Origin of the sequence: Pacificoceanicola algae (assembly GCF_049341065.1) — a bacterium.
Classification (GTDB): Bacteria; Pseudomonadota; Alphaproteobacteria; order Rhodobacterales; family Rhodobacteraceae; genus Pacificoceanicola.
This window is the reverse complement of the sequence record NZ_JBMPIX010000008.1, coordinates 186,213-200,659: the sequence shown is the minus strand read 5'-3', so window position 1 is coordinate 200,659 and position 14,447 is coordinate 186,213. Positions and strand designations below refer to the sequence as shown.

At 58.2% G+C, this 14,447-nt stretch carries 12 protein-coding genes; 6 read left to right on the top strand and 6 right to left on the bottom strand.

The genetic code is table 11. From position 1 onward, the window contains the following. Positions 1–7: 7 nt before the first annotated feature. Positions 8–1,663 (bottom strand): energy-dependent translational throttle protein EttA, encoded by a 1,656-nt coding sequence (ettA, locus tag ACOYQJ_RS14145; protein ID WP_422906677.1) that lies wholly within the window; start codon positions 1,661–1,663, stop codon positions 8–10. A 326-nt stretch (positions 1,664–1,989) separates the two neighbouring features. Between ettA and ACOYQJ_RS14140 the strand changes: the two genes are divergently transcribed. From ACOYQJ_RS14140 to dacB, 3 genes are all read left to right on the top strand, one after another. Next, positions 1,990–4,392, top strand: a complete 2,403-nt coding sequence (locus tag ACOYQJ_RS14140) for a methyl-accepting chemotaxis protein (RefSeq protein ID WP_422906676.1) — start codon at positions 1,990–1,992, stop codon at positions 4,390–4,392. A gap of 159 nt (positions 4,393–4,551) precedes the next feature. Further along, a complete protein-coding gene (locus tag ACOYQJ_RS14135; RefSeq protein WP_422906675.1) occupies positions 4,552–5,157 on the top strand; it encodes a nicotinate-nucleotide adenylyltransferase in 606 nt (201 codons plus the stop codon). A gap of 118 nt (positions 5,158–5,275) precedes the next feature. Beyond that, positions 5,276–6,778, top strand: a complete 1,503-nt coding sequence (gene dacB / locus ACOYQJ_RS14130) for a D-alanyl-D-alanine carboxypeptidase/D-alanyl-D-alanine endopeptidase (protein WP_422906674.1) — start codon at positions 5,276–5,278, stop codon at positions 6,776–6,778. A gap of 9 nt (positions 6,779–6,787) precedes the next feature. On the opposite strand, the gene ACOYQJ_RS14125 is transcribed toward dacB, so the two are convergent. Next, positions 6,788–7,216, bottom strand: coding sequence for a L,D-transpeptidase (locus ACOYQJ_RS14125; protein ID WP_422906673.1), 429 nt, complete (start codon positions 7,214–7,216; stop codon positions 6,788–6,790). Between the two features lie 150 nt (positions 7,217–7,366). Beyond that, entirely contained in the window at positions 7,367–7,789 is a 423-nt protein-coding gene (locus ACOYQJ_RS14120) for a tellurite resistance TerB family protein (protein ID WP_422906672.1), read from the bottom strand. Between the two features lie 103 nt (positions 7,790–7,892). On the opposite strand from ACOYQJ_RS14120, the gene ACOYQJ_RS14115 reads away from it, so the two are divergent. Then, on the top strand, positions 7,893–9,470 hold the full coding sequence (locus ACOYQJ_RS14115; RefSeq protein WP_422906671.1) for a lysine--tRNA ligase: 1,578 nt from the start codon (positions 7,893–7,895) through the stop codon (positions 9,468–9,470). A 25-nt stretch (positions 9,471–9,495) separates the two neighbouring features. On the opposite strand, the gene ACOYQJ_RS14110 is transcribed toward ACOYQJ_RS14115, so the two are convergent. Beyond that, positions 9,496–10,161, bottom strand: coding sequence for an ImmA/IrrE family metallo-endopeptidase (locus ACOYQJ_RS14110; protein ID WP_422906670.1), 666 nt, complete (start codon positions 10,159–10,161; stop codon positions 9,496–9,498). A gap of 166 nt (positions 10,162–10,327) precedes the next feature. Between ACOYQJ_RS14110 and ACOYQJ_RS14105 the strand changes: the two genes are divergently transcribed. Both ACOYQJ_RS14105 and ACOYQJ_RS14100 read left to right on the top strand, forming a co-directional pair. Beyond that, complete coding sequence (locus tag ACOYQJ_RS14105) at positions 10,328–10,744, top strand: DUF4864 domain-containing protein (protein ID WP_422906669.1); 417 nt, start codon at positions 10,328–10,330, stop codon at positions 10,742–10,744. A 114-nt stretch (positions 10,745–10,858) separates the two neighbouring features. Further along, positions 10,859–13,150: a glycosyl hydrolase family 28-related protein gene (locus ACOYQJ_RS14100; RefSeq protein WP_422906668.1), complete on the top strand. Its 2,292-nt coding sequence runs from the start codon at positions 10,859–10,861 to the stop codon at positions 13,148–13,150. Between the two features lie 72 nt (positions 13,151–13,222). Here the strand turns inward: ACOYQJ_RS14100 and ACOYQJ_RS14095 are convergent, their stop codons facing one another. Together ACOYQJ_RS14095 and ACOYQJ_RS14090 are read right to left on the bottom strand one after the other, a co-directional pair. Beyond that, positions 13,223–13,702, bottom strand: a complete 480-nt coding sequence (locus ACOYQJ_RS14095) for a HugZ family pyridoxamine 5'-phosphate oxidase (protein WP_422906667.1) — start codon at positions 13,700–13,702, stop codon at positions 13,223–13,225. Positions 13,703–13,721: 19 nt separating this feature from the next. Beyond that, a complete protein-coding gene (locus ACOYQJ_RS14090) occupies positions 13,722–14,390 on the bottom strand; it encodes a hypothetical protein (protein WP_422906666.1) in 669 nt (222 codons plus the stop codon). Positions 14,391–14,447 lie beyond the last annotated feature (57 nt).

The following is a 14,447-nucleotide window of genomic DNA, read 5'->3' as shown; positions in this document are numbered from 1 at the left end:
CTGAATTTCAACGCACGAATTTCTTGAACTTCACCCGTTTGGGTTCAAGGGCATCGGCCCCCAGACGGCGCTTTTTGTCTTCTTCGTATTCGGTAAAGCCGCCTTCGAACCATTCCACATGCGCCTCGCCTTCGAAGGCCAGGATATGCGTGCAGATCCGATCAAGGAAAAAGCGGTCGTGCGAGATGACCACGGCGCAGCCGGCGAAATCCACTAGAGCGTCTTCGAGCGCGCGCAGGGTTTCGACGTCAAGGTCGTTGGTCGGTTCGTCCAGCAGCAGCACGTTGCCGCCCTCTTTCAGCAGGCGCGCCATGTGGACGCGGTTGCGTTCACCGCCCGACAGCGAGCCGACCTTTTTCTGCTGGTCGCCACCTTTGAAATTGAAAGCCGAGCAGTAGGCGCGGGAGTTCATCTCGGCGTCGCCCAGTTTGATCAGCTCTGCGCCGCCGGTGATCGCTTCCCAGACTGTGTCGGTCGCTTTCAGGTCGTCGCGGGACTGGTCAACGTAGGCGAGCTGAACGGTGTCACCGTATTCGATACTTCCAGCGTCGGGTTTCTCGTTGCCGGTCAGCATCTTGAATAGCGTCGATTTACCAGCGCCGTTGGGGCCGATCACGCCGACGATGCCGCCGGGGGGCAGGCTGAAGGACAGGTCTTCGATCAGCAGCTTGTCACCCATGGCTTTGTTCAGGTGATCCACCTCGATCACCTTGTTACCAAGGCGCTGGCCGTTCGGAATGATGATCTGAGCGCGCGACAGCTTTTCGCGTTCGGACTGGTTGGCAAGATCGTTATAGGCGCTGATCCGGGCCTTGGATTTCGCCTGACGGGCCTTTGCACCCTGACGCATCCATTCCAATTCGCGTTCCAGCGTCTTTTGCTTGGACTTGTCCTCCCGCGCTTCTTGTTCGAGCCGCTTGGCCTTTTGTTCCAGCCACGCAGAATAATTGCCCTCGTAGGGGATACCGCGGCCGCGGTCGAGTTCAAGAATCCAGCTGGTGATATCATCTAGGAAATAACGGTCGTGGGTGATGATCAGGATCGTACCCTTGTACTCGATCAGGTGGTTTTGCAGCCATGCGATGGTTTCGGCGTCGAGGTGGTTGGTCGGTTCGTCGAGAAGCAGCATTTCCGGCGCTTCCAGCAGCAGCTTGCACAGCGCAACACGGCGCGCTTCGCCGCCCGAAAGCGTGGTCACATCGGCGTTGTCGTCGGGGCAGCGCAGGGCCTCCATGGCGACGTCGATCTGGCTGTCGAGATCCCAAAGGTTCTCGGCGTCGATCTCGTCTTGCAGGCGGGCCATTTCGTCGGCGGTTTCGTCCGAGTAGTTCATCGCCAGTTCGTTGTATTTGTCGAGCTTGGCTTTCTTTTCGGCGACGCCCAGCATGACGTTTTCGCGCACGTTCAGGGTTTCGTCCAGCTTGGGTTCCTGCGGGAGATAGCCAACGCGAGCGCCCTCGGCGGCCCATGCCTCGCCGGTGAAATCCTTGTCGATTCCCGCCATGATCCGCATGAGGGTCGATTTACCGGCGCCGTTGACGCCGACGACACCGATCTTGACGCCCGGCAGGAATGAGAGGCGGATGTTTTCAAAACATTTTTTGCCGCCCGGATAGGTCTTGGAGACGCCGTCCATGTGGTAGACATACTGATAAGAGGCCATGATCCGCTCCGCTTCGAGTACCTGTTGAGTTGCACAGGGGAGTAGCCTGTTGTGCGGGGCGGTGCAATCAGGGCGTTTCTGAACGTTGCTTTCAAAAATCGCAGGCGCATTGGGGATGTCATCTGCAATGGTTTGGAACGCGCAGGTCGACAGAATTTCATCTAAGTGATTGTAATGGATATGCAATGGGCGGACCTGTGAGCTGGTACGTCCCGAGATGCGCACGGTTTGCAATTAATTTGATCTAAAGATGTTCGAGTCATGTCTGTGGTCACGGCGGGCAGAAGATCCAGCCGAAGATGCGACTGTCGACCGGAGAAACCGAGATGACCCAGCCGAAATCGAACTATAAGCGTAATCCGTGGAAGCGACTCACGCTGAAATGGAAGCTGCCGATCCTGATAGCGTTCCCTACTGTGTTGATCATGCTAGGCGTTTCTTATTTCAGTTACGTACAGGCAAACGATGCTCTGCAAAATCGGCGGAACCAGACATTTTCGGCCCTTCTCGAATCCGATGAACACGCCATTGTAAAATGGCTTGACGACGTCAGCCTTGATATCAAACTGCTATCGACAGACTTGACGGTGAAAGACGCTTTGGACGGATTTGCGAGCGGTTGGGGCGCACTTGGGGCGCAGGCTTCGGCCGATCTGACCCGACTTTATGTCACCGAAAATCCGAATTCGGCCGGTAAGAAAGACGAGCTGATGCGCGCGAAGGATTCGTCGCGCTGGTCTCAGCAACATGCTCGCTTTCACGAACATTTCCGAAACTTTCAGCGCGGACATGGTTACTATGACCTGTTCCTGTTCGATACGCAGGGCAATCTTGTCTATACCGTTTTCAAAGAGGCGGATTTCGCGACGAACTTTGTTTCCGGTCCAAATGCCGGCAGCGGTCTGGGCGAAGTCTATCGTAAAGCGATTTCGGCCAAACCGGGCGAGATTTTCTTTTCGGATTTTGCGGCCTATGCGCCCAGCGGAGGTGCTGCGGCGAAATTTGTTGCGGCACCGATCTTTGGCGACTTTGGTCAGGTTATTGGTGTGGTCGCGCTTCAGACGAGCGTCATTGAATTGGTTGATATCCTTTCGGCTTCGGCTGTCCTGGGAAAGACCGGGCAAGTCTTTGCCATCAACGAAGATGGGCGGGCTTTGACCGCGTCCCGATTCGAGGGCGGCCATGGAATTCTAGATCAACTTCCCGATCTGCCGCACATTCGCGCCGCGAAGGGCAATGAGCCGTTTTCGGAGTTGCAGACCACTGGACTGACTGGCAACGCGGCTTTGGCCTGGGCAGAGACTTTTGACGCTGGCGGGACCAATTGGCATCTGCTGCTGGAACAGGATCAGGACGAAGCACTGGCAGTCGAGCGTGGACTTCTAATAACCACGCTGCTTCAGGTGGCCGTGGTCTTGTTGATGGTGCTGACCGTGGCGTTCGTCGTTGCCCGGCTTTTGACGCGCCGGATTGCAGATCTGTCGTCAAGCGTGAAACGGATTTCCGATGGCGACTATCACAGCGAGGTTCTTCAGACGAAAACCGGTGATGAGATCGGCGACATCGCCCGCGCGCTGAACCATTTCAAGGCCGATTTGGCCGACGGCAATGCGGCGGTCGTAGAGCGAGAAAAACGCGCCGCGCACCAAGCGGACGTCATGGCGCGCCTGAGCGGCGGGTTGAATCAGCTGTCGAATGGCAAACTGGACTGCCACATCCGTGAAGAGTTGGGTGAAGAATACGAGCTGCTGCGCGTCAACTTCAACGATACGGTGACGGCGCTGGCTGTTGTCATCAATGAGTTGCGGACCAGCGCCGAGTCCATCGACATTGACGCGCAGGTGCTGAGCGACGGCGCTGACAACCTGTCGCAGCGCACAGAAAATCAGGCGGCCACGCTGGAGCAGACTGCGGCGGCCATGGAACAGATCACGTCCAGCGTGACATCGACAGCCGACGGCGCAAAGCAAATCGTCTCGGCGATTTCGGTTGCCCGCGATCAGGCCGAGCGCGGAGAAGAGGTTCGTAATCGCGCCGTGCGGGCCATGGGCGCGATCGAGACGTCATCGAAGCAGATCAGCCAGATCATTCAGGTGATGGAGGACATCGCTTTTCAGACCAACCTGCTTGCGCTGAACGCCGGTGTCGAAGCGGCGCGGGCCGGTGAGGTTGGGCGCGGCTTTGCAGTTGTTGCATCCGAAGTGCGGGCCCTTGCGCAGCGCTCTTCGGACAGTGCCGCGGAAATCCGAAACCTGATCGTGACATCAAACGATAGCGTCAGCAACGGCGTCAAACTGGTCTCGGAAATGGGGAACTCCATCGAGCAGATTTTGCACGAAGTGGTGCAGGTTTCTGAAAGCGTACAGGACATCGCGGCGGGTGCCTCGCAACAGGCGTCTGGCCTTGCTGAGATCAACAATGGCATCACCATGTTGGATCAGGTGACGCAGCAAAACGCGGCCATGGTCGGCGAAAGTGCCACGGCGGGCCGGGCGCTTCAGAGCAAGGCGGCGGACTTGCGCAAACTCGTTTCGAGTTTTGGCGATGGAGGTGATTTGCAAAGCAAAAGCGCCAACGTCAACTCTGTCGTGTTCTCGGCGCATGCTGACACTTCGGATCTGGGCTGGGATGGCAGCGAGGCTGTTCCAATCACTCCGCAGTCGCCGCCTTTGCCAATGGACGTGCCCAAGGCCACCGGAACAACTGGTGGCATCTGGGACGAGTTCTAGGCGCCCCGGAGGTGATCAGGCAGAAGACCTTTTGGGCAAGTGAAGTGTAGCCACCTGTTTTCCACCGCGTCGGGGTTCTTGATGTGGGCTTGGGACTGGCCTATCCCTGACATCTGGCGCACCTGACGGCTGCGGGCGCTTCAAGGGGGGCGTTGCATTATGCGGGCTGAGGACGGCATTTTATTAAGGTCGGGCCAGAAGGTCGGTCTGCTTGGAGGGTCTTTTGACCCACCACATGCCGGGCATTTGCACCTGTCGAAAGAGGCGCTCAAACGATTTGGTCTGGATCGGGTCCTTTGGCTGGTCAGCCCGGGCAACCCGCTCAAACCCGATGCCCCCGCTGCGTTTGAGCGGCGGTTGCAGGCGGCCCGTGATCTTGTCGATCATCCGCAGATCGTGGTCAGCGACTTCGAAAATCGCATCGGCACCCGCTACACCGCGCGGACAATCGCCGAGATTCAGGCGCACTGGCCGGGTGTTCGTTTCGTGTGGCTCATGGGAGCAGACAATCTGGCGCAATTCCATCGTTGGCAGGATTGGAAACAGATCATGAAGCGCGTTCCCGTTGGGGTTCTCGCGCGCCCCGATGCCCGGCTTGCGGCGCGCAGTTCGGTTGCGGCGCGGATATTCCGGGGCAATCGACTGCCGGGGCGGGCCTCGAAATTGCTCGGGAAATCGGAGCCACCTTGCTGGTGTTTCATCAATATTCCCATGAAGCCGCATAGTTCGACGGCGATCCGGCAAACAGGGAATTGGAAACGATGAACCGTCCGGTCGACTTTGAGCGGAAGACCGCGAAAACACCAATGCCTTATAGAAAATGTGAACACATGAAGAAGGGACAGCGCTTGCTCACGCCCTTCAGTTCGGCTTAGATCGCGACATGACGAAACGTATTTCCAGACGCTATTTTCTAGGCGCTGCGCTGGCTTCCGGAGCCTTCGGAGCATCACCGACATGGGCCGAAGCGCCGTTGACCTCGCTGCGTCCGATTGCGCGTGGGGGTGACTTCCTCAAGAAACTTCAAAAGCCTGCCGAAGCGTTGATCGAGCGCGCCAATCTGGGCGGCGCTGTGGCGTTTTGCGTGGCAAATGTGGAAACGGGATTCATTCTGGAAGCTCATGAGCCGGTTCTGGGGCAACCGCCGGCAAGCGTTGCAAAGGCGCTGACCGCAGCCTACGCGCTTGAGGCTTTGGGACCGGGGCATCATTTTGTCACCCGCCTGATTGCAACCGGTGAGGTCACTGATGGCGTGGTTCAAGGCGATCTGATTCTGGCCGGCGGCGGCGATCCGACATTGGATACCGACGGGCTTTCCAAGTTGGCAGCCTTGCTGAAAGATGCGGGAATCCAAGAGGTTCGTGGAGACTTCAAGGTTTGGGGTGGGGCTCTGCCGTTTGCGGCGCGGATCTCCAAAGAACAACCTGACCATGTCGGTTACAGCCCTGCGGTGTCAGGGCTTAATCTGAATTTCAACCGGGTCCATTTCGAATGGCGGCGGGCCGGAAACGCGTACAAGGTGACGATGCAGGGCCGATCCGAGACCCATCGGCCTGATGTTCACTTTGCCCGGATGGGTGTCGTGCCGCGCTCATTGCCGGTCTACACCTATGAAGATATGCCGGGGCGGGACGAATGGACTGTGGCCAAGGGCGCCTTGGGCGAAAGTGGCGCGCGCTGGCTGCCGGTCCGCAAACCAGAGCTTTATGCAGGCGAGGTCTTTCAGACTTTTGCGGCTGCGCAGGGCATTAAACTGACACAACCGGTTCCGATAGAAAGCCTGCCTGATGGCACCGAGTTGACCCGTCATGAAAGCGCCCCCCTCAGGGTTATTCTGCGCGATATGTTGAAATGGTCGACCAATCTGACGGCCGAGGTCGTCGGCCTGTCCGCCACTGCGGCGCGAACCGGAAAAACCCCGAAAGATCTGCCAAGTTCGGCGGCAGTCATGAACGCATGGGCAAAGGAGCGGTTCGCCCTGACCAGCATAGCCTTTGTGGATCACTCAGGCCTGGGCGAGCGGAGCCGGATCAGCGCACCTGACATGATGACGGCGTTAAGCGCTCTTCGGAAGACCACGGGGCTGAAGGAACTGCTCAAGCCCTTCAAGATGCTGGATGAAAGGGGGCGGCTGATCAAGGATCACCCTCTGCATGTTCGGGCCAAGACAGGCACGTTGAACTTTGTCAGCGGGCTGGCTGGTTTTATCGATCTTCCGGATGGAACAGAGTTGGTCTTTGCGATTTTTGCCGCCAATCTTGAACAACGCGCCAAGCTGAGCATCGCCGAACGAGAACGCCCAGAAGGCGGCGCTTCATGGAACCGGCGGGCGAAAGTGTTGCAACAGGCGCTGATAGAACGCTGGGGCGTTCTGTACAGCGCCTGACCTTATCGCTCAGTTTTCAATGACCACGCGCATGTTCTGCTTGCCGACCCTTTGGGTCAGCTCAAACAGACGGGCGGCATGATCGGGGTGCAGGCGCACACAGCCCGCCGACGCGGGCCTGCCAAGGCGATTGATTTGGTTCGTGCCGTGGATCGCGTAATTGCCATTGAAAAAAATCGCAAAGGGCATCGGCGCATTGTTGTAGAGGCTGGATTTGTGATGGCGCGACAGCCATTTCGCCGACCAGGCGCCCCGCGGGGTCCATTTGCCTTTGCGTGCGGTGGATACGGGCCAGCGATAAGCGACCTCGCCGTTGTAAAGCACTGTCATCGTTTGAGATGAAACATTAACCTTGGCGACAAGTGGCGCGGCAGCGCCAAGAATGGGCAGCAGGCAAAGCAAAATCGTGCTGAGCGACGTAAAGACAATCCGTTTCATTCTGGTCCCCGAAAAAAAAGACTATTGAAGCTGGGCGTTAAATGCCTGCTTTGGTTATACAATACCAAAGTTAATGGGTCAGTCAGGGAATCCTGACCCACATCGTTTTTTCCATAACATTTGAATTGCGACGGTCTGATTTATGGCAAATCAGGCCGGAAGATGTCGAGCCCTTGCGCCGCGTTCAATCGCAGCGGCATGAAGACGGTCGATATTCAGCTCATAGCGGATTTCTTCAAGCAGGCGCAATTCGGCTTCTTTCAGGGTGCCATCCGCTGCCGCGACATCGCAGGCCAGCGCGTAGGCTGTTTCGTAAAAGCGTTCGGGAAGATGGTCGCGCAAAAGACCGAACAACGCGTCCAGGCCATCCTCTTGCTCGAACAGGTCGAAGACCAGCGCTGACATGACCTGAACCCGGTCGGCGTCATACTCTGCAAAGATCGGCAGGTTGTTCACCGCGCCGTCAATCTTCACCAACTCGGCGGTGCGGACGTTTTCATCCGAGGCTGAAACAGCGATCATCAGGGCGACGAGGCTGTCCTGAGGGCTGAGGGGATGTGCGGTGTCGGTCATGGCTTTGGCCTTTCAGGCAAATGCGGCGTTGCGGCACAATTTATTGACGGCGGGCCGCAGCCGCAATAGGAAGCGCGCTGATATCCCAAATGGAGTGTTTCAGATGTCCGAGATGCGCGACGTGGCAATGAGCTCGAAGGCGTGGCCCTTTGAAGAGGCTCGCCGGATCCTGAAACGCTATGAAAAAGCCCCGCCTGAAAAGGGTTACGTGCTTTTCGAGACAGGCTATGGCCCCTCGGGCCTGCCGCATATCGGCACCTTTGGTGAGGTGGCGCGCACGACAATGATCCGCAAGGCTTTTGAACTGCTCAGCGATATTCCGACTCGGTTGATCTGTTTTTCGGATGACCTGGACGGGATGCGCAAGGTGCCCGGCAACTTGCCGAACCAAGAGATGTTGCAGGAGAACCTGCAAAAACCGCTGACCTCGGTGCCCGATCCCTTTGGTACGCACGACAGCTTTGGCGATCACAACAACGCCATGTTGCGCCGGTTTCTGGATACCTTCGGGTTTGAATACGAGTTCTATTCGGCAACCGAGTTCTATCGCAGCGGCCAGTTTGACGAAGTGCTTTTGCGCGCTGCCGAACGTTACGACGATGTCATGGCGATCATGCTGAAATCGCTGCGCGAAGAACGTCGCCAGACATATTCGATCTTTCTGCCGATCCACCCGGAGACCGGGCGGGTGCTCTATGTGCCGATGAAGAATGTCGATGCCGCCAAGGGCGAGATCACCTTTGACGATGAGGATGGCAAGGAGTGGACGCTGCCAGTGACAGGCGGCAACGTCAAGTTGCAATGGAAGCCGGACTTCGGTGCACGATGGGCCGCGCTGGGCGTCGATTTCGAGATGTACGGCAAGGACCACAGCACCAATACGCCGATCTATGACGGGATTTGCCGGGTTCTGGGCATGCGTCCGCCCGAGCATTTCACCTATGAATTGTTCCTCGACGATCAGGGGCAAAAAATCTCGAAGTCCAGCGGCAACGGGATCTCGATCGATGAATGGCTGACCTACGCCAGCACCGAGTCGCTGTCCTATTTCATGTTTCAAAAGCCCAAGACGGCAAAGCGGCTGTATTTCGATGTCATCCCGAAGGCGATGGACGAATACCACCAGCAGTTGCGGGCCTATGTGACGCAAGACGCGAAAGCGCGGTTGAACAACCCGGTCTGGCACATTCATTCCGGCGATGTGCCCGAGTCCAAAATGGTTGTGCCCTTCTCGATGTTGCTCAATCTGGCAAGTGCGGCCGGGGCGCATGACAAAGAGGCGATGTGGGGCTTTATCCGCCGCTATGCGCCCGACGCGACCCCCGAGGCCAATCCCGATCTTGATGCGGCGGCGGGCTATGCGGTGAAATACTACGAAGATTTCGTCAAGCCGACCAAGACCTTCCGCGCCCCGGATGAAAAAGAGCGTGCGGCGATGGAAGATCTGGCTGCGCGCCTGCGAGCTTATGATGGTCAGAAGGATGATGAATCCTTGCAGACCGTGGTCTTTGCGGTGGGCAAAGAGCACGGGTTCGATCCGCTTCGCGACTGGTTCAAGGCGCTTTACGAAGTCCTTTTGGGCCAAAGCCAAGGGCCCCGTTTCGGCGGGTTTATCGCGCTTTACGGCGTGACGGAAACGGTTGATCTGATCGAAAAGGGTCTTTCTGGCGAGTTGGGCTGACTTGCTTCGTCGCGCCGGGAAGGCTCTAAGAGCCGATCCGGCGTGCATATCCTCCCGCTGAAGGAGGCATGGGCGTTTCGCCCTTGCTGGCTGGGGCAACGGTTTCCGCGGGAATGACCACGTCTTCCGGTTCGTCCGGGGGGGCGATTTCTGCTGTTGCGGTCAGGTCCAGCCATTTTGCCCGGTCATAGACAGCTTGGGTTGGCACATTCAAGGTTTCGGCGACAAGTTGGGCGCGCCCCTCGTACCAAAGCGTCGTGAAGGATTCCGCTGGCATGAGAAGATCGAAGGCGAAAAGCCGTGCCTCGCGTAATGCCGTCTTGTCGCTGGGGGTATAGAGCGCCTGAATACCGTTGCGCGGATGCGCTTCGCGGGTGATCGGCACATGAAGCAACCAGTGGCCGATCCCGGTGGCCAGCGTCATTCGGTCATGGCGAGGTTTCCCGCGCTTGGGTAACCAGATGACAGCGTGACGGTCCAGCGGTACATCCAGCAGGATTTCATTGGGTGAATCCGAATACTCCACATCCACGTTCAATGCGCGGCAAAGTTTGTCCAAAGGGCCGCCATCGCGCAGCGACAGGGTGGGGTTTTGCGACAGCATGTCATCAATCGCTTGCACGATTTCATTTTCTGACAGACCGGCGGCCATGGTCTCGACATAGGGGTACTTCGGATATGCCCTTGGCATGTTGCGTGGTCCTGTTGTTGTTGGCGATCATTGGTCCGGGCAGCGCGGGACAGGCTGTTTGTACACGCAGAGCCTTTACACATTCTCAATTGCCGCAGCTTGTTTTGACCAGACGGCAATCGGCGCTAACTGAATTCTGAAAGGGTGCGATCGTGGAGGTGATCAAATGCGCAGTTTGATGATGGCAAGTGCTTTGGCGGCGTTTTTGTCCGGGGCAGTTTGGGCGCAGGAGGTGCAAGCTCCGAATGCAGGGATTGAAAACACGATCCGCAGTCAGATCGACGCATTCCAGCAAGACGATTTTGGTGCGGCTTTCGAATTTGCCGGTCCGGGCATTCAAAATATGTTCCGCACGCCCGAGAATTTCGGCGCGATGGTTCGGAACGGCTATCCCATGGTCTGGCGTCCCGAGGATCTGCGCTTTGGCGATCTGAGGGACATCGGTGGCGCACTTTGGCAAAAAGTCATCGTCCAAGATGGCGCCGGGCGCACCTATGTTCTGGATTACCGCATGGGCGAATATGAGGACGGTTGGCGTATCGACGGCGTGCAGATCTTGCCCGCCCCAGAGGTCAACGCCTGAGGCCGAGGCCGTCGCAACACCCACCGCACGGTGGTGTCGGAGGCCGTTAAGACCCCGTTGATATTTCCCTTGTCCAACCGAGGCGCGATGCCTCTTGCGTGGAAAGGGATCTCGATGAACAAGGCGATTACCGACGGTGTGGTTTTTATGCCCCCGGCTTTTGCAGCGGATAATCTGGGGCTGTTTTCGCGGGGTGATGGCACGCCCGGCTCGGCCACTTATGCCAATCTGCCGACAGCGGCCTTCGTGCCCGCCGATCAGGATTTTGCAGGGTGTCTGGAAATCCAGAAGACCGACAGCACACAGCGGCTGCGCTTTATGGGGCAGACGCCTCTGTTTCCGGGCTGTTACCTGCAAATCACCGTTCGACTCAAGGCGGTTGCAGGCGCGCTGCCCAGCGTGCGCATCGCCGGTTGGCCGGGTGATGCCAATGAAAACCAGATCGGCGGTGTCACCACCACTGGTCCTTCGACCACGCTGACCACCTATGGCGAGGTTGTCGAGGTAAGTGCCATCGTCGGCACCGGAGCGCGCGGCGGTGTAGATATGGCTTGGGGGCCGAACGCGGTCTATGGCCATTTCGGTCTGGATCTGACCGGCGTCAGCGGCGGTGTAGTCCGTATCGATGACATTGTGATTGAAGACGTCACCTCGGTTTTTCTGCGTGACTTGATCAGCGTCGTGGACGTGCGCGATTTTGGTGCGAAGGGTGACGGAACGACCGATGACAGCGCGGCTTTTGAAGCTGCCGACGCTGCAGCGGACGGCCGCCGGGTATTTGTCCCTTCTGGTACCTATTTCCTTGGAACTTCGGTCGAGATCAGCAATCGCATCCAGTTCGAAGGCAAGGTCACCATGCCGACGACCGCGATCCTTTCCCTGACCAAGGATTTTGAACTGCCCACCTATATTGATGCCTTTGGCGGTGATGAGGAACTGGCGTTCAAGAAGGCGGTTCAGTCCTTGATGAACAATGCCGACCACGAAAGCCTTGATCTGGGCGGGCGCAGGATTTCGGTCACTTCTCCGATTGATGTGCAGGGTGCGGTTCCCAATCGCACGACCTATGCGCAGCGCCGCGTCATTCGAAATGGCCAGTTGCGGGCCGAAGACAGCACCGCATGGGACGAGGTCAAGGTGACCAGCCAGGCCACCTATTCGGCAAGCAATCACTGGAAGCTGACCAACGTCACGAATATCGCCAATATCCAGAAGGGCAGCCTGATCGAAGGCGCGGGCGTGGGCCGTGAAATCTATGTCAAGGACATCAATCTTGGCGCACAGGAAATCACTCTGTCGCAGCCCCTTTCCGATGCGGTCGGCACGCAAACCTACACCTTCACCCGTTTCAAGTATCTGCTGGATTTCAGCGGTTTTGATCGCCTGAACGTGTTCGAGATCGAAGACGTGGAATTCCAGTGCGGTGAACGTGCCTCGGGGATCATGCTGGCGCCCTTGGGGACGATCAACGTGATCCGCAATTGCGTCTTCAACCGTCCGGCCAAGCGCGGCATCACATCGCCCGGTGATGGGTGCCAGGGCCTTCTGGTCGACCATTGCCAGTTCATCAGCCATGAGGGCGACGTGCTTGCGCAGAACCGCCAGACGGTTGCGATCAATACCAACGCCAATGACGTCAAGCTCCGCAACAACCGGGCCTCGCAGTTTCGCCATTTTGCGGTGATCAGCGGCGCGCATTCGGTTATTTCGGGCAACCACTTCTTTCAGGGAGACCCCAGCGCAAACGGTGTGCGAACAGCGGGGCTGATCATTTGTCTGCGCGCCTGCAACGCCCAGATCACCGGCAACTACATCGACAACTGCTTTGTCGAATGGACCAATGAACGCGAGCCCGAGCCTGATTTCTCGGGGGGCTTCGGTTTTGCCGGTCTGTCGATCACCAACAACGTGATGCTGTCCTCGAACGTGGCGCCGTGGTTCAGCCATATCGTGGTCAAGCCCTATGGAACGGGTCACTACATCAACGGTATGAATGTTTCCGGCAACACGTTCCGCTGTGTCGGTGCGACCGTCAATCGGTCCGAGCGGGTGGACACCTCGTTCGCCAACCTCGAATTCCAGAGCATGAAGAACGTGTTCTTCACGGGGAACACCTATCACAACGTCACATCGGGGGCGGAAAACCCGTTGCTGGTGCGCCATTCGCAGGCCAGTGGCGCCCAGGTCTGGGAAGTGGATACCGACGACCGTCTGCCCTTTAACGGCTATGCCATGGAGGTCGAAAGCCTCGTGACGCGCTCGCGCCCCCGCGATGGCAACAACGTATCACAGTATTACATGCCCTATACGTCAACCCGTGAAGGCGGCGCACAGGACAAGGTCCATGTGATATGGCCAGAGAACATGCGCGGCGATGTCACGCTGAAGGTGCGTATGGACATCTGATCGCTGACGTTCAATTGGCGCTGGCATCCTTGTCGGCGCGGCCGGGCCACCTTTGGTGGACCCGGCCATTTGCTATGTCAGATCGTCCGGGGTCAGGAAAAAGGCCTTGCCGAAGCCGCCATTCAGAAACGCCCCAGTCAGGGTCAGGCGCATCAGGGCGAAGTCACCAAAACTGATATACAGTTTCGCCTTCGGTTGCAGGGTCAAATAATGGGCGGCCAGTGCCCCGTGTTCCGCATCAGCGTGGCGGATGAACCGCGCGCGCCCTTGCAGGCTGAGTCGGGGGTGGGTCAGCGGATCACCCTTGTCGCCGGGCTCGCCGACCATCAAGGAGCACCGGGGGTCGGCCTTGAGCGCGGCTGTATGGGCCGCAAGGTCAGATACCAAGGACAGTGGCAGGCCATCCGGCCCCGGGACCACGGCAATCCGGCTGACCAGCGGCGCCCTGCTTTGCGGGTCCAGCACCGCCAATGCGCCGTACCGTGCGGTCTGCATCAGATTGCGGGCCAGTTGCCGCGCTTCGTCGTCGGTGGGGCGAATTGGGGACGTCATCTGCGCAGTCTAGCGGCTTTCAGAACTCCGTCCATAGGCCGATCTTGAGACCCATCGACGTGTCCCCGACAAGGCCCAGCGTCCCGCCTGTCTCAAGCTTGGCGCGTTTGCCCATCGGAACCACGATCGAGGGCGCCAGCCGCACAAAGGCCGGATCAACCGCCGGCTTGCCAGTTTGCAACTGAAGGATCAGCTTGCGATCCCGCGCCAGATTGCGCCCCCAGGTGATGTCCATCTTATAGTCGGTCAGGGCGTTCTCGATCTGGTATTCGGCGGTAGAATCGATGGTCAACCAGCCCTTGTTCAAGCCCCAGCCGATAAACAACCCCGGCCGCAGCACTATCTGCTCTCCGATCCGGCCAAGACCCAGCGCCGCCGAAATCTTCGGACCCTTGTCGGCACTGCGCAGCGGCCATTGCAAAAATCCAACCGTCTTGCCATCGCCTGAAACCGAGCGGCCAAGGTCGAACCCCAGTGTCACCTTGTCCGTCAGGCCATATTCCAGATAGGCGGTGTAGTACTGCTCGGTCGGGTTGGGCGACGTCCAATGCGACAGGTTTTGCGGCCACGACAGGCGGACCGCCGTGCTGACAAAGCCATGCCCCTTTTCGCGCGGCCAAGCCCCGGCCTGCGCAACCGTCGCGCAAAAGATCAAAATCAAACACGATAAAAGCGCCCGCAGGGACATCCATGGCTCCTCATTTGGGGCAAGAATGTCTTCACCTTGGTTAATGCGGCGTTAAGT

Coding starts and splice junctions, on each gene's coding strand:
- dacB (WP_422906674.1), top strand. CDS start 5,276: ATGACGAAACGTATTTCCAGACGCTATTTTCTAGGCGCTGCGCTGGCT.
- ettA (WP_422906677.1), bottom strand. CDS start 1,663: ATGGCCTCTTATCAGTATGTCTACCACATGGACGGCGTCTCCAAGACC.
- ACOYQJ_RS14140 (WP_422906676.1), top strand. CDS start 1,990: ATGACCCAGCCGAAATCGAACTATAAGCGTAATCCGTGGAAGCGACTC.
- ACOYQJ_RS14095 (WP_422906667.1), bottom strand. CDS start 13,702: ATGACGTCCCCAATTCGCCCCACCGACGACGAAGCGCGGCAACTGGCC.
- ACOYQJ_RS14125 (WP_422906673.1), bottom strand. CDS start 7,216: ATGAAACGGATTGTCTTTACGTCGCTCAGCACGATTTTGCTTTGCCTG.
- ACOYQJ_RS14135 (WP_422906675.1), top strand. CDS start 4,552: ATGCGGGCTGAGGACGGCATTTTATTAAGGTCGGGCCAGAAGGTCGGT.
- ACOYQJ_RS14090 (WP_422906666.1), bottom strand. CDS start 14,390: ATGTCCCTGCGGGCGCTTTTATCGTGTTTGATTTTGATCTTTTGCGCG.
- ACOYQJ_RS14120 (WP_422906672.1), bottom strand. CDS start 7,789: ATGACCGACACCGCACATCCCCTCAGCCCTCAGGACAGCCTCGTCGCC.
- ACOYQJ_RS14115 (WP_422906671.1), top strand. CDS start 7,893: ATGTCCGAGATGCGCGACGTGGCAATGAGCTCGAAGGCGTGGCCCTTT.
- ACOYQJ_RS14100 (WP_422906668.1), top strand. CDS start 10,859: ATGAACAAGGCGATTACCGACGGTGTGGTTTTTATGCCCCCGGCTTTT.
- ACOYQJ_RS14105 (WP_422906669.1), top strand. CDS start 10,328: ATGCGCAGTTTGATGATGGCAAGTGCTTTGGCGGCGTTTTTGTCCGGG.
- ACOYQJ_RS14110 (WP_422906670.1), bottom strand. CDS start 10,161: ATGCCAAGGGCATATCCGAAGTACCCCTATGTCGAGACCATGGCCGCC.